The sequence below is a fragment of the Chryseobacterium sp. SC28 genome, from assembly GCF_003932955.1.
Classification (GTDB): Bacteria; Bacteroidota; Bacteroidia; order Flavobacteriales; family Weeksellaceae; genus Epilithonimonas.
Genome location: NZ_QOVY01000010.1, coordinates 1 through 13703, shown reverse-complemented (window position 1 = coordinate 13703; position 13703 = coordinate 1). Strand labels below are relative to the sequence as shown.

Annotated in this window: 15 protein-coding genes; 7 read left to right on the top strand and 8 right to left on the bottom strand. The window is 38.9% G+C overall.

The genetic code is table 11. The annotated features are described in order from the left end of the window. Positions 1 to 5: 5 nt before the first annotated feature. Positions 6 to 869, top strand: coding sequence for an aldose 1-epimerase family protein (locus DTW91_RS07355; RefSeq protein WP_125202742.1), 864 nt, complete (start codon positions 6 to 8; stop codon positions 867 to 869). Positions 870 to 999: 130 nt separating this feature from the next. Continuing rightward, positions 1000 to 1827, top strand: coding sequence for a T9SS type A sorting domain-containing protein (locus tag DTW91_RS07350; RefSeq protein ID WP_125202741.1), 828 nt, complete (start codon positions 1000 to 1002; stop codon positions 1825 to 1827). 88 nt (positions 1828 to 1915) lie between these two features. Here DTW91_RS07350 and rpsO read toward each other — a convergent pair whose 3' ends face one another. The 7 genes from rpsO to thrA form a co-directional block, all read right to left on the bottom strand. Continuing rightward, positions 1916 to 2185 carry a 30S ribosomal protein S15 gene (gene rpsO, locus DTW91_RS07345; RefSeq protein WP_125202740.1) on the bottom strand — a complete coding sequence of 90 codons (270 nt, stop codon included), beginning with the start codon at positions 2183 to 2185 and terminating at the stop codon, positions 1916 to 1918. Positions 2186 to 2299: 114 nt separating this feature from the next. Then, entirely contained in the window at positions 2300 to 3622 is a 1323-nt protein-coding gene (thrC, locus tag DTW91_RS07340) for a threonine synthase (RefSeq protein WP_125202739.1), read from the bottom strand. 390 nt (positions 3623 to 4012) lie between these two features. Then, positions 4013 to 4942, bottom strand: coding sequence for a homoserine kinase (locus tag DTW91_RS07335; protein ID WP_125202818.1), 930 nt, complete (start codon positions 4940 to 4942; stop codon positions 4013 to 4015). A 25-nt stretch (positions 4943 to 4967) separates the two neighbouring features. Beyond that, positions 4968 to 5111 (bottom strand): hypothetical protein, encoded by a 144-nt coding sequence (locus DTW91_RS07330; protein WP_410493726.1) that lies wholly within the window; start codon positions 5109 to 5111, stop codon positions 4968 to 4970. Positions 5112 to 5129: 18 nt separating this feature from the next. Continuing rightward, the gene (locus DTW91_RS07325; protein ID WP_410493725.1) at positions 5130 to 5273 is read right to left on the bottom strand and encodes a hypothetical protein; all 144 of its coding nucleotides are present in this window, start codon (positions 5271 to 5273) and stop codon (positions 5130 to 5132) included. Positions 5274 to 5291: 18 nt separating this feature from the next. Next, a complete protein-coding gene (locus tag DTW91_RS07320; RefSeq protein WP_228412682.1) occupies positions 5292 to 5435 on the bottom strand; it encodes a hypothetical protein in 144 nt (47 codons plus the stop codon). 166 nt (positions 5436 to 5601) lie between these two features. Then, positions 5602 to 8046: a bifunctional aspartate kinase/homoserine dehydrogenase I gene (gene thrA, locus DTW91_RS07315; protein WP_125202738.1), complete on the bottom strand. Its 2445-nt coding sequence runs from the start codon at positions 8044 to 8046 to the stop codon at positions 5602 to 5604. A gap of 470 nt (positions 8047 to 8516) precedes the next feature. On the opposite strand from thrA, the gene DTW91_RS07310 reads away from it, so the two are divergent. From DTW91_RS07310 to DTW91_RS07290, 5 genes are all read left to right on the top strand, one after another. After that, the gene (locus DTW91_RS07310; protein ID WP_125202737.1) at positions 8517 to 8852 is read left to right on the top strand and encodes a PadR family transcriptional regulator; all 336 of its coding nucleotides are present in this window, start codon (positions 8517 to 8519) and stop codon (positions 8850 to 8852) included. A 4-nt stretch (positions 8853 to 8856) separates the two neighbouring features. Next, a complete protein-coding gene (locus DTW91_RS07305; protein ID WP_125202736.1) occupies positions 8857 to 10575 on the top strand; it encodes a PspC domain-containing protein in 1719 nt (572 codons plus the stop codon). A 347-nt stretch (positions 10576 to 10922) separates the two neighbouring features. After that, a complete protein-coding gene (locus DTW91_RS07300) occupies positions 10923 to 11495 on the top strand; it encodes a 1-acyl-sn-glycerol-3-phosphate acyltransferase (protein WP_125202735.1) in 573 nt (190 codons plus the stop codon). 56 nt (positions 11496 to 11551) lie between these two features. After that, positions 11552 to 11983 carry a PaaI family thioesterase gene (locus DTW91_RS07295; RefSeq protein WP_125202734.1) on the top strand — a complete coding sequence of 144 codons (432 nt, stop codon included), beginning with the start codon at positions 11552 to 11554 and terminating at the stop codon, positions 11981 to 11983. 17 nt (positions 11984 to 12000) lie between these two features. Beyond that, positions 12001 to 12978, top strand: coding sequence for a chorismate-binding protein (locus DTW91_RS07290; protein ID WP_125202733.1), 978 nt, complete (start codon positions 12001 to 12003; stop codon positions 12976 to 12978). A 28-nt stretch (positions 12979 to 13006) separates the two neighbouring features. Here the strand turns inward: DTW91_RS07290 and DTW91_RS07285 are convergent, their stop codons facing one another. Further along, positions 13007 to 13579 carry a hypothetical protein gene (locus DTW91_RS07285; protein ID WP_125202732.1) on the bottom strand — a complete coding sequence of 191 codons (573 nt, stop codon included), beginning with the start codon at positions 13577 to 13579 and terminating at the stop codon, positions 13007 to 13009. Between the last annotated feature and the right edge of the window lie 124 nt (positions 13580 to 13703).

The window sequence follows — 13703 nt, the reverse complement described above, 5'->3', positions numbered from 1 at the left end:
GGACAATGATTATCATTCAAAACGAAAAACTTAAAGCCACCTTCAACGAACTGGGTGCAGAACTCGTTTCGCTTATCGATCTTGAAACCGAAAAAGAAATCATCTGGGAAGGAAATCCCAATTTTTGGAGCGGGCAAAGTCCTGTGCTGTTTCCGATAGTGGGCGCGCTGAAAGACGATCAATATCTATTTGATGGCCAAACTTACGAAATGCCGAGGCACGGTTTTGCCCGAAGAAAAATCTTCGAAGTGAAAAACTCTTCTGAAAATGAAGCGATTTTTCAATTAAAATCTGATGATGAAACTTTGAAATTATATCCTTTCAATTTCAGTTTGGAAATTAAATATACATTATTTGAAAACAAGTTGACGGTTTCTTACAATGTGAAAAACAAGTCCGAAAAAGAACTGTATTTTTCGCTGGGCGCGCATCCGGGATTTGCGATTGATACAAAGAATGGATTGAAATATGATGATTACGAAATCGCTTTCTCTGATGATGACAAGTTGGAAATTCATCCTTTGGTTAATAATCTAATTAGTAAAAAAACAAAAACGATCGAACTCAAAAATAAAACGCTTTCGCTTTCTTACGACTTATTCTACCAAGATGCTTTGGTAATGACGAATATGAAAAGTAAAGAATTGATGTTGAGAAATAATCAGAACGATCACAAGGTTATTTTCACCTTTTCAAACTTTCCTTATTTCGGAATCTGGGCAGCGAAAAATGCAGATTTTGTTTGCCTGGAACCTTGGCATGGAATTGCAGATTTTGAAGATCATAATCAGGAATTGACGGAGAAATTTGGGATATTGAAGTTGGAAATTAATGAACAATGGACAGCTGATTGGGCGATAGAAATTTGAGTTCCTCGCACTTGACCTCAGTGGAAAATGAATTTTGGTAATATGGAACCAATTTATTAAATTATTCGAAAAATACAAGCCCGATTATTAAAATTACTTAAATTTGACCGAACCAAATAAAATTAATTATATGAAAAAATTGCTACTTTTTTATTTGTTGACCGTCTTCCAACCAATTTTTGCTCAAATCACTTTTGAACCTTATGAAAACCACGGTCTGACGCCTTATACCGCCACGATCTCCGGAAGTGGCACCATCTATTATACCACCGATGGCACGGATCCTACCATCAACTCGCCGTCGGGAGTTAACATTATGAATGTAACCATTATCCAAAATACAGTTTTGAAAGCTAAAATTGGAAATAGCGCAATTTTCACCAGAACTTTTTATTATGGACCGTTACCCCAACAAACGGTTTACTTCAAACCACCCTCAACTTGGACCACTGCTTGTGTTTTTCCAATGAGAATTGATCCTTCAACAATGGTGGATTATTTATATGGACTACCCATGACCGATGCTAATTGTGAAGGATGGTATAAATACACTTACGGGTATTACAAGTCCGGCTTTGTGTTTGATAATTGTAGATTTTCTTATTTAGATCCTCTTTATCAAAGTACACCGTATTTAGAAACAGAAAATACATTATTTTATGATTTTAGCGCCGGATTAATTTCCAATCCGCCGGCTTGTCTCTTGGCAGTAAATGATCCTACGAAGAAAATAACCGTCGTGAAGATTTTTCCAAATCCGGTTCAGGATTATATTAATATCGAATCCGACAAGAATTTCACGGCCTACGAAGTGATTGATCAATCCGGGAAAACTATTTCAAAAAATAATTGGGAAGGCGATAAAATTGACATTTCAAGCCTTGCAGCCGGCGTTTATTTTATTAGACTAAAGATCCTGGGCAACGAAACTTATATTGTGAAATTTATCAAGAAATAAGAAGAGAAAAAATCCACAAAAAGAAAGAGTCCGGCAGATGCCGAACTCTTCTTAATTTATCTCAACCTTGTGCGTTTGAAAGCGTATTTTATTTTCTGATTCCCAATTCAGCGATGATCGCTCTGTATCTGGAAATATCTTTCTGTTTCAAATAATCGAGAAGAGACTTTCTCTTTCCTACCAATTTTACCAATGATCTCTCTGTTGCGAAATCGTGGCGATTGGCTTTCAAATGTTCCGAAAGGTGGTTGATTCTGTAAGTGAATAGAGCCACTTGTCCTTCAGCGCTTCCTGTGTCGTTTGCAGATTTTCCGTGCTTTGCGAAAATTTCTGACTTTTTTTCCGGTGTTAGATACATTCCAATATTATTTAAATGATTATTATGTAATTCGGGTGCAAAGATAGGATTTTATTTGGGATTAGAAACGGTATGTCAAACAATTTTTAGTAGAAATCACTTTTAAACCTATTTCTATTCCATCAAAAATTCTTTCACCAACTCAAAATCCACAGCAAATTCCACCGATCGTTTCTCCTTTTTACGGAACGCTTCCAGCTTTTCCGGTATTTCGATTTTCTCCTTCAAAACATTTTCTACTACTTCTACAAACTTTGCAGGATGAGCCGTTTCCAATAAAACCCCAATAAAATCTTTATCTAATAAGGCATTTTTGTCATCCGGAGCGGAGTCGAAGGACTTCCTAAAAGTTTCCAGTCCCAAATAAGCAACCGCGCCGTGCGGATCCAAAGTATAACCGAAATCCTTTTTCACCTTTATCATCGCCTTTTTCGTTTCGTCATCCGAAAAAGAATAAGCTTCAATCTCTTTTCTGAATTCCGAAACATCATTATTAAAGAGACTTTTCATTCTTTCAAAATTGCTCGGATTGCCAACGTCCATTGCATTACTGATGGTTTGTTTTGATAGTTTTGCTTCGTAATGCCCGCTTTCTAAAAACTTTGGAACCACATCATTTGCATTGGTTGAAGCGATGAATTGCTGAATTGGCAAGCCCATTTTCTTAGCAAAAAGTCCGGCGGTCAAATTTCCAAAATTCCCACTCGGAACTGAGAAAACGATTGGTTTTCCTAAATTCTGAAGTTGAGCAAATGCCCAGAAATAATAAAACGATTGCGGAATCAAACGCGCGATATTAATGCTGTTCGCCGATGTCAAAGTGAATTTTTGATTCAGTTCTTCGTCGGACAAAATTTGTTTTGCTAAGGTCTGACAATCATCAAAAGTGCCATCGATTTCCAGAGCTTTGATATTTCCGCCCCAAGTCGTGAGTTGTTTTTCTTGCAACGGGCTCACTTTTCCTTTCGGATAAAGAATGTAAACCTCAATTCCAAAAACATTGAAAAACCCCGATGCCACCGCACTTCCCGTGTCGCCGGAAGTTGCAGCAATCACTTTCATCGGTTTTCCTTCGGAGAAATAAGCCATCATTCGGGCCATAAATCTCGCGCCGACATCTTTGAAAGCCATCGTTGGACCGTGAAATAATTCCAGTGCATAAATATTATCCGAAATTTTCACCGCCGGAATTTCGAAGTTTAAAACTTCATCGATGATTTCTTTTAAGTTTTCATCGGAAATTGATTCGCCGAGAAATTCTTTTGCTACTCGGAAACCGATTTCCTGCAAACTTAGATTGGGCAAATTTTCAAAAAACTCAGCATCCAATTGCGGAATATATTCCGGCATAAAAAGTCCACCGTCATCGGCTAAACCTTTTAGGATGGCAGTTTTTATATTGGTTTCTTCCTGTTTTCTTGTTGATATATATTTCATTTTCTGAATGATGGATGATGGATAATTGATAATTGATAATTGATAATTGATTAAAAATTAATGATTGCTTATGATTAACAAAAAAAATTAACGCAAAGTCCGCAAAGATTTTTTTTAATCTTATTGAAAATATTTTTAAGGCTCGCAAAGGCGCTTAAGCTCAGCAAAGAAATTAAATTTTAAGCTCTCTTGGGTTTAATAACAAAACTTGTTTTACGTTGAATCTGCAGCCGGACTTATCTCATCTTTTTTATTTTATTTATTTGAATCGATGAACCACTTCGTTAGGTTTGAGTGGAAATCCTTTTATGCTTATACTTAATTTCTTATTAAACTAAAATCTTGTGCAAAAAAGTTTGGGTACGGAAGGCGGAAAAAGCTGCCCAAATTTTAACTAATGACTCTTGCGCCGTCTTCGTTGATTTTTGTAACGAAAGATTCGCTTTCTATATTTTTTTGGCTGAGTAATTCTTTGATTTTTTGTGAAATAACTTCTGCAATTTCCATATTTCCACACAAAGCAAAAACCGACGGACCCGAACCCGAAATTCCAAATCCAATTGCGCCGCTGTCCAAAGCGAACTGCTTCATCTCGTAAAAATACGGAATCAACATCGCGCGAACCGGCTCTATGATGACATCTTCGAGACTTCGGCCAACCAAACCGAGATCGTTGGTGCAACATCCGGCAACCAAGCCGGCGATATTTCCCCATTGCTGAACGGCAGATTTCAAGCTGATTCTCTCTTTGATAATTTTCCGTGCCTCGCCCGTGGGAACATCCACGTATGGATGGACACAAACTACCGATAAATCCTTTGGATAAGGGAGTCTGAGGGCATCCAACGGCTCATAACTTCTGACTAAAACCAATCCGCCCAACAGTGCCGGCGCGACATTATCGGCGTGGGCATTGCCACAGGCGATGCGTTCTCCTTCCATTGCGAGCGGAAGCAATTCTTGTCTGGAAAATGGTGCTCCCATTAGCTCGTTGATAGCGACCAAAGCGGCCACGCTACTCGCTGCGCTGGAACCCATTCCGCTGTTGAGTGGCATTTTTTTGTAGAGTTCGATGTCAATTCCTTGATCTGAATTTATTTTTTTCAGAAATAATCTGATAACGTGCGAAACTACATTTTTGTCCGGGTTCTTCGGCAGTTTCCCGCCATCGCCTTCGATTTTGGTAATAGCGATTTGGTGGGAATTATTTTTGCTTAAGATGATTTCGTCGCCCGGTTCATCTATGGCGAAACCGAGAATATCATAACCACAAACGACATTGGCAACGGTTGCCGGAGCGAAAACTTTGATGGTATTTATAGACATATTTTTCTTTTGTATTTAGTTAAACCTTCAAGGTTTTTGAAACCTTGAAGGTTTGAATGATTTCATCGCCCGGTTCATCGATGGCAAAACCGAGAATATCATAACCACAAACGACGTTGGCAACGGTTGCCGGAGCGAAAACTTTTATGGTATTTATAGACATATTTTTCTTTTGTATTAGTTAAACCTTCAAGGTTTTTGAAACCTTGAAGGTTTGAACGATTTCGTCGCCTAGTTCATCTATGGCGAAACCGAGAATATCATAACCACAAACGACGTTGGCAACGGTTGCCGGAGCGAAAACTTTGATGGTATTTACAGACATATTTTTCTTTTGTACTAGTTAAACCTTCAAGGTTTTTGAAACCTTGAAGGTTTGAATGATTTCGTCGCACGGTTTATCGATGGCGAAACCGAGAATATCATAACCACAAACGACGTTGGCAACGGTTGCCGGAGCGAAAACTTTGATGGTATTTATAGACATATTTTTCTTTTGTATTTAGTTAAACCGAGAATATCATAACCACAAACGACGTTGGCAACTGTTGCCGGAGCGAAAACTTTTATGGTATTTATAGACATATTTTTCTTTTGTATTAGTTAAACCTTCAAGGTTTTTGAAACCTTGAAGGTTTGAATAAAAATTAAAATTACTGAGCTGTAACTCGTACCAAATCTGCAAAAACACCAGCTGCGGTAACTTCTGCTCCTGCACCCGGACCTTTCACGACCAACGGTGTATTTCGGTATCGTGACGTGGTGAACGAAATAATATTATCGCTGCCCGATAGGCTAAAAAAAGGATGCTTGGCATCTACCATTTTCACTTCGATGCTGATTTTTCCTTCTTCCAAAACGCCAATTAATCTGAGTTTTTTGCCAGAACTTTCTGCTTCATTTTTCAATGATAAAAAGTAAGTTTCGTTCTTTTCCAGCTCTTCATAAAAACTTGGAATCGAACCTGCGTTGAGGCAAGCTTTCGGCAGAAAATCTTGGATCTCTACATCGGACATTTCCAAAGGTAAGCCAATTTCTCTCCCCAGAATCAGCATTTTTCTGGAGAAATCCATTCCGTTGAGGTCATCTCTCGGATCGGGTTCTGTAAAGCCTAATTCTTGCGCCGTCTTCACGACTTCTGCAAAAGTTTTTTCGCCCACATAATTATTAAAAATATAGGAAATCGTTCCGGAAAGAATGGCTTCGATTTTCAGGATTTCGTCTCCTGAAATCCAAAGGTCGTTGAGTGTTTTGATGATCGGAAGGCCTGCGCCCACATTGGTTTCGTACAAAAAACTAACGTTGTTTTTTTTCGCAAGTTTTTTGAATTGGCTGTACTGCTGGTAGCCGGAAGAATTTCCTTTTTTATTACAAGTTACGACTGAAATATTGTTGTTAAACAACCGCGGATAAAGCTGCACCACCTCGTCGCTTGAGGTATTGTCCACGAAGACCAGATTGGGTAGATTTTTTTCAGAAACCAAACTTATAAACAATTCAAGATTAGCATCTTGTAAGTTTTTATCTAAAATTTCATTCAAATTAAAATTCAGACTTTCATTTTCGGAAATGATCATTTTCCGACTATTGGTAACGCCAACCACATTGATTTTAATCTGATGATTTTTCTCAAGATTCTCTGCTTCTCTTTCCAACTGACGGAATAAGGCTTTACCGATATTTCCGGTTCCGGCAAACATCACATTGAAGGTTTTCACAGGTGAAAGCAAAAGCGAATCGTGAACCACATTCAAGGCTTTTGAAAGTTCATTTCGTTCAATTACGGCCGAAATATTTATCTCCGATGATCCTTGCGCGATGGCGATAATATTGATGCCATTTTTACCCAAAGCACTGAAAAATTTACCGCTGATGCCGCGCGTTTTTTTCATATTCTCGCCAACGACGGACAAAATACTGAGCTCGTTATCGATTTGTGGCGGGTCGATTTTATTGGCATTCATTTCAAAATAAAATTCCTCTTGGATGGCTTTTTCCGCTTTTTTCTCATCGTCAAAATTGACCACAAACGAGATGCTGTGTTCCGAACTTGCTTGTGTAATCAAGATTACATTGACATCATATCTCGCCAGCGCGTTGAACAATCTGCCGCTGAAACCCTTCATCCCAATCATTCCGTTTCCGGTGATATTAATGAGACAAGTTTTCTCGATGGAGACGATTCCTTTGATTAAACCTTTGGAAACTTCGGATTTTTGATGAATCAAGGTGCCTGGATTTTCCGGATTGAAAGTATTCTTGATATAAATTGGAATTTGGCTTTCGATTGCCGGAATCATTGTGGGCGGATAGATGACTTTGGCGCCAAAATAGGACATTTCCATCGCTTCCTGATAGCTGAGTTCGGGCTGGGAAAAAGCATTTTTGACCAACCGCGGATCGGCCGTCATAAAACCATCGACGTCGGTCCATATTTGAATTTCCTCAGCTTGCAAACCCGCTGCCAAAACTGCGGCCGTGTAATCGGAGCCGCCTCTGCCAAGGGTTGTGGTATCGTTATTTTTATCTTTTGCAATAAAACCTGTGACGACATAAATTTGATTTTCCAAGTTCCAATTTCTTAGATTTTCATTAGTTTTAATAAAATCTACTGCGGCATTTCCGAAGTTGGAATCGGTGATAATCAGTTCTCTTGCATCTTGGTAACTCGCCGGGAAATCCCCCGATTGCAGATAAGTCGCAATGATTTTATTAGACAATTGTTCGCCGTACGCCAGCAGTCTGTCCTTGATTCTATCAGACAATTCTTCGAGATTTTTGATGCTGAAAAGAATATCTTCTACCTCGTTGAAACTCACTTTTACCATCATTAATAAGGGATTTTGCAAAGTTCTTGGCAATAATCCCGAGATGATTTGATAATGCTTATCTTCTGCCTTTTTAAGAATCTCTGCAAAGTCATTTTGCGCTAAAGCCGCTTCGGCAGCCGATAAAAGAGCATTTGTAACTCCGGAAAAAGCCGAGCAAACCACGAGTAAAGGTTCTTTTTTACTGAATTCCTTTTCAACGATTAGTTTTACATTGTTTACAGCGTCCAAACTTCCGATGGAAGTTCCTCCAAATTTTAATACTTTCATTTGTGTTTTTTAGTGATAGTTTCACATAAAAAAGCCTTTCTGGAAGTTCAGAAAGGCTTTTTGTATTGTTGCAATGTTTAATTTTCACATACACACCTTTCTGCCAACTGCGGTTGGAGTCGTTGTAGAAGAAGTGGTGGTGGTTGTAAAATTCATTTTTTTTTTATAAATCTTTTACGAAAATATGAAAACATTTGAGATTGACAAATTTAAAACGCTTTTTTTTGAGAATACTTCTAAAATATAGTGGTTATTTAGGCAAACGTTTTGTTTAGTTAAAATTTAAAAAAAATTTTAATCCTGAAAATCAACCTATTAACTATTTAATTTAAAAATATTTGGTACTTTGTATTGCACAATACCTTTTAGATTACATATCTTTGCAATGTAAAGTTAGAGAACGATGTTTGTGATGTAAGATTTGAAAAAAACATTTGCGAAAACTTGAAATTTGAACCAAACCAATTAATATGAATACCGAGAACACAAAGGCGCAGATGCGCAAAGGAATTCTGGAATTCTGTATTTTGAGCCTGATCCAACAGCGCGAAATGTATGTTTCGGATCTCATAGAATCGCTCAAAAAAGGAAAACTGGATGTGGTAGAGGGAACACTTTATCCGCTCCTAACCCGATTGAAAAATGGCGAATTCCTCGCGTACAGATGGGAAGAATCTACAAGCGGACCACCCAGAAAGTACTATCAGATTACCGAAAAGGGGACACTCTTCCTCAACGAACTGAAAACGACGTGGCAAGAACTGACAGATTCTGTAAACCAAATAATCTCAAACGCTCAAAACTAATATTATGAACAAAACAATTTCAATAGCGCTGGCCGGTTTTTCCTTTACGATAGACGAGTTGGCTTACATAAAACTAAGCGATTATCTCAGCGCGCTTCGCAATTCTCTGGACGCCTCGGAAGCAGAGGAAGTGATGCACGACATCGAAATCAGAATGGTGGAGATCTTCAAAGAAACGCTTGGAAAGCGAGAAGTCATCAATGATTCTGATGTTGAAAAAGTAATTGCTCAAATCGGAACGCCGGAACAGATTGACGAACAGGAAGAAGCTTATTTCTCCGAAGGAAAACAAAAACAATCCAAAACGGGCGGTGCTTTTTCCTACAGCACAAATTCTCAAAAGCAGTTGTTCCGAGATCCGGAAAGACAAAAGATTGCCGGGGTCTGTGCCGGTTTGGCCGCGTATTTTGGGATGGAAATCAGCTGGATGAGATTGATCTGGATAGCGGCTTTTCTTTTTCTTTGGGTTGCGCCAGGTTCTTCATTTTTAGTTGTGATCCTCTATTTTATTCTTTGGGCGGTATTACCAAAAGCAGAATCAGCTTCGGATTTTTTGAAAATGAAAGGGAAACCTTTGAACTTCGATAATCTGAAAGAAGAGTCAGGGAAAATCGTGCAGTTTGCCAACGAAACCTCGACGAGAGCGGGCGAAATCTATAAAGACAACAAACCCACAATAAATTCTGCCGGAGATACCATCCTCAAAATCCTGAAATATGCTCTTGCAATCTGCCTGGCCATGATGGCCGCAGGCTGTTTCATCGGACTTTTCGCAATGACGTTTGCGTACGGTACAGGAAAATTCGGGATCGATAACAACTTGGGATTCTATCTTGAGGAAAATAATATGGGCTATTTAATATTAGCCATTGCGGCTTTGCCAACCATTATTTTCGGCGTTGCGTTCTTATTATTATCGATCAAATTATTCTCGCCGAAAACGAAGTTCAATTATGTGGCCCCGGTTTTGGGAACTTTGGGAATCATTTGGATTATTTTAATAGGCGTATTAGCAGCAAATGCCTCCCGATTCAACTTTGCTTACAGCGGAGAAAATGAGGATTATGAGAACATCTCTATCACCGCACCCAATGCAAACGACACCATATATCTGGACAGCAAAAAAGTAGAAATCCCTGAGAATTTTAAAACTTACTTTGATGAAATCTATTCGGATAAAATTACCATTTTCAAAAGAGATCATCCAAGTGTGGAAATCACGAGAAAAGACAATATTAAAACGCCTTATCTCATCGTGAAAAAAGAAGCAGACGGCTATAACCAACCTCTTAAAATGAAAGTGCCGGTGCAAATCGTAGGGAACAGAATCGTTTTACCAAATTATTTCGAATATCCATACGAATTCCGTTTCAGAGATTATAGAGTGAATTATGAACTTGTAGTTCCCAAAAACACAAAAATCATTAATGAAAAAGAATATGAAGTTTATGTAAACAATGAGAGCGACGATGATGACAACAATTCTGATAACAACAACGGAATCACAGTGGAGAAAAACAAAATCAACATCAACGGAACGACGATTGAGTACAATTCTGACGAAAGCGACAGCGTGAAAATCAACGGAAAATACTATTCTCAAGATTCGGCAGATGCCGTTCTGGACCGATTGAAAGTTGACGAAAAAGTGAAGAAATCCATCGAAGATCTCAACATCAATATCAAAGATGGCAAGAAAGAAATCAACATCAAAACCAAATAATCGGACAATAAAGGCGGCGAAAACGGACAAAAAAACATAAACTTTCCGCTTTTCTATAATTCTTTTTTAAGAAATGAGCCCGCTGCGTTTCAAGACTTAATATAATTTTAACTTCAATACAATTAATTTCACAAAATTATTTCTAAATTTGTATGAGGAAATTAATTTTAAAAACCAAATAAATTCCAAAAAAATGATACAAGTCATCATTGCCATCGCCATCAAGCTGGTCGATTTTTTCACCGGTCTTTTTTAAGTGTAAAGAATATCCCGATATTTCTTAGAAACTAAACATATTTTGTAAATTTGTAAAGTATAGCTTTGTGGCTGTACTTTATTTTTTGTTTATGAAAAAATTCTTGGGAAAAACCATCCTAAAATTACTCGGTTGGAAAATCGTACTGCAAGGCGACGTGAACAATCTCGACAGATGTGTCCTCGTGGTGGCACCTCATACCGACAACAGCGAATATATTCTGGGCAATCTGGCGTACTGGGCTCTCGGTAAAAAGCTGAAAGTCATCATCAAAGACGAGCACACCAAAGCGTTCTATGGCGGTATCGTAAAAGCTCTTGGCGGTATCGGGATCGACAGGTCGCAGAAAAATGATTTGGTAAATTTTGTCGCCAACGAGTTCAAAAAAGATGATTTCAGCCTTGTCATCACGCCCGAAGGAACGCGCAGTTGGGTTCCGAAATGGCGAAAAGGATTTTACAATATGGCACTGGCAGCCAAAGTACCAATCGTTTTGTCCGGCGGCGACTACAAAAGGAAAACCATCAACTTGGGTTATATCATTCCTTACGAGAAATTGCAAACGCACTCCTACGAAGAAATTATGCAGGAAATTCAGGATTTCTACATCAACTATGATATTACGCCCAAACATCCGGAAAAATGGAATCCGCAAATTTATTAGCTATAAACTCATACTAATCCCACGACTTCAATCTCACATTTTAGAATCATATTGTAATGGACGATGCCAAAAAAACCGAAATCCTAAACCGCCTGAACAAGGCCAATAAAAACACTTTAGCCGAAACTGTAAGCATCGTTTACACCGATGTCTCAGAAAATTCTCTTACGGCCACGATGCCGGTAACCCCCACTGTTCATCAGCCTTATGGCATAATGCACGGCGGAGCAACGTGTGTCTTGGCCGAGACTTTAGGCTCCTGTCTGTCGCTGATCGATCTCGACATTACTAAATCTGTCCCCGTAGGCATCAATATCAACAGCAATCATCTTCGGGCAATACGGGAAGGCGTGGTCACGGGAACGGCCACTTTCATCCGCAAGGGCAGCACACTGCACGTTTCGCAAATCGAAATCCGCGATGAAAAAGGCCATCTCATCAGCCATACCACGATGACGAACAACATAATACCCGTCGGCAAAGTCTAATTATTTCTCCGAAAAATATGCTCGTATTCAGACTGCCCGATTCTGAGGTTTTTCACACCGTGGACAACGCTTCGGAACAGAAAGTGTCCTTCGTGAGCTTTGATTGCAAAACCGTTTTGGACTTCAAGGGTTCCATCAAAAATGTTACTCGTCAAGAGATCGAAGGACAAAATATCTCCCCCAAAAACAAAAGTCCCTTGATAGAAATTGGGAAAGAAAATCAGGAATCGTATGCTTTAAAAATAGCTCAGGCAAAAGATTTCATTGAGAAAAATAAGCTAAAAAAACTGGTGCTTTCGAGGAGAAAATTACTAATGTACTTGGATATCGATGTTCAGCGGAAATTGTCTTTGACGAAAAGTTTCCTAAAATTCTGCGATAGCTACCCTACTGCATTTTGCTATCTTTTCGAAAAAAACAACGAAATTTGGATGGGCGGATTTTCTGAGGTCTTGGGCAAATTCGACAAGAAAACCAATACTTTCGAAACGATGAGCGTCGCCGGAACACTACCATTGGACGAAACGTGGACGGATAAAGAAATCGAGGAACAAAAAGCAGTGACGGATTATATTCACTCGATCTTGAGAAAATTCTCTTCAAACCTGAAAATTTCTTCTACTAAAGATTTAATTTCGGGCAATCTCAAACATTTGAAAACCGATTTTTCTGCAGAGATCAGTCCGGAAAGTTTGGACAAGATCATCTCCGAACTGCATCCCACTCCGGCGGTTTGCGGCTTCCCCAAGGAGCTTTGCGCGCAAGGAATCAAAAGTATTGAGCATTTTAACCGAGAATTTTATGCCGGCTACATCAAGGTGGAGACGGATGATTTTGTCTACTATTTTGTAAATTTGCGCTGCGCCAGTTTTTTCAAAAATTACGCTTTCCTTTTCGTGGGTGGCGGCATCACGTTGAAAAGTAATGCTGAAAAAGAATGGGAAGAAACGGAGCTGAAATCTATGGCCATCCAAAACAATCTGGTTTTTGAATGAAGCAGCTGTTGCTTTTTTCTTTAATCTATCATAATCCCACGACCGTTTGGAATGCAGAATTCACTTTAATTTTTATAGAATCCGATGCTACGACTGATCCTCTGATTCTGAGAACATAGGAGTTCTCTTTGGATTTCAAATATTCCAGAAGTTCTACCTCTGGTTCGGGTACGAAACTGATGGCTGTGGGATTGATATTGCCCAAACTTTTTGCAACGAGAAGGGCCGGCAACACTGGTGTTTTGATGTACAGCTCTGCATCCTTGATGGCATTCAGCTGGGTGCCGCCGGCTGACGAAATATATTCGATACTGAAACTGTCCAGTTGTCCCGATTTCAAATTGCTGATGGATAGCTCCGGGTATTTTTCCTTTATTTTGGCTTCTATATCCACGTTGACCGGGATCTCGGGATAGCTTACAAATTCATCGGTGCTTACGGTTGTTAGAGCTAAATCTGTTTCTAAACTAACAGGAACTGTAAAGGGAATAGGAACCGTAATATCATCAACGAGATCTGCTCCATCGTCGCAACTGCCCATGAAAATACCGGCTAAGGCAAGAAGCGTCATCACCAAAATATTCGATACTATTTTACTCATAAATTGTTATTCTTACCTGTTGTGCATTTAGGAATTAAATAAAAAAAAGATTGTTCAATTGGATAAAAATCCGTATATTTAATTGATTATCAAATAATTAAATAAATGAACAATCTTACTCAAA

Bases quoted from the DNA above. Each gene is read 5' to 3' on its own strand.
- DTW91_RS07355 (WP_125202742.1), top strand. From the start codon at position 6: ATGATTATCATTCAAAACGAAAAACTTAAAGCCACCTTCAACGAACTG.
- DTW91_RS07285 (WP_125202732.1), bottom strand. From the start codon at position 13,579: ATGAGTAAAATAGTATCGAATATTTTGGTGATGACGCTTCTTGCCTTA.
- DTW91_RS07305 (WP_125202736.1), top strand. From the start codon at position 8,857: ATGAACAAAACAATTTCAATAGCGCTGGCCGGTTTTTCCTTTACGATA.
- DTW91_RS07290 (WP_125202733.1), top strand. From the start codon at position 12,001: ATGCTCGTATTCAGACTGCCCGATTCTGAGGTTTTTCACACCGTGGAC.
- DTW91_RS07300 (WP_125202735.1), top strand. From the start codon at position 10,923: ATGAAAAAATTCTTGGGAAAAACCATCCTAAAATTACTCGGTTGGAAA.
- DTW91_RS07320 (WP_228412682.1), bottom strand. From the start codon at position 5,435: ATGTCTATAAATACCATCAAAGTTTTCGCTCCGGCAACCGTTGCCAAC.
- DTW91_RS07330 (WP_410493726.1), bottom strand. From the start codon at position 5,111: ATGTCTATAAATACCATAAAAGTTTTCGCTCCGGCAACCGTTGCCAAC.
- DTW91_RS07295 (WP_125202734.1), top strand. From the start codon at position 11,552: ATGGACGATGCCAAAAAAACCGAAATCCTAAACCGCCTGAACAAGGCC.
- thrC (WP_125202739.1), bottom strand. From the start codon at position 3,622: ATGAAATATATATCAACAAGAAAACAGGAAGAAACCAATATAAAAACT.
- DTW91_RS07350 (WP_125202741.1), top strand. From the start codon at position 1,000: ATGAAAAAATTGCTACTTTTTTATTTGTTGACCGTCTTCCAACCAATT.
- rpsO (WP_125202740.1), bottom strand. From the start codon at position 2,185: ATGTATCTAACACCGGAAAAAAAGTCAGAAATTTTCGCAAAGCACGGA.
- DTW91_RS07310 (WP_125202737.1), top strand. From the start codon at position 8,517: ATGAATACCGAGAACACAAAGGCGCAGATGCGCAAAGGAATTCTGGAA.
- thrA (WP_125202738.1), bottom strand. From the start codon at position 8,046: ATGAAAGTATTAAAATTTGGAGGAACTTCCATCGGAAGTTTGGACGCT.
- DTW91_RS07325 (WP_410493725.1), bottom strand. From the start codon at position 5,273: ATGTCTGTAAATACCATCAAAGTTTTCGCTCCGGCAACCGTTGCCAAC.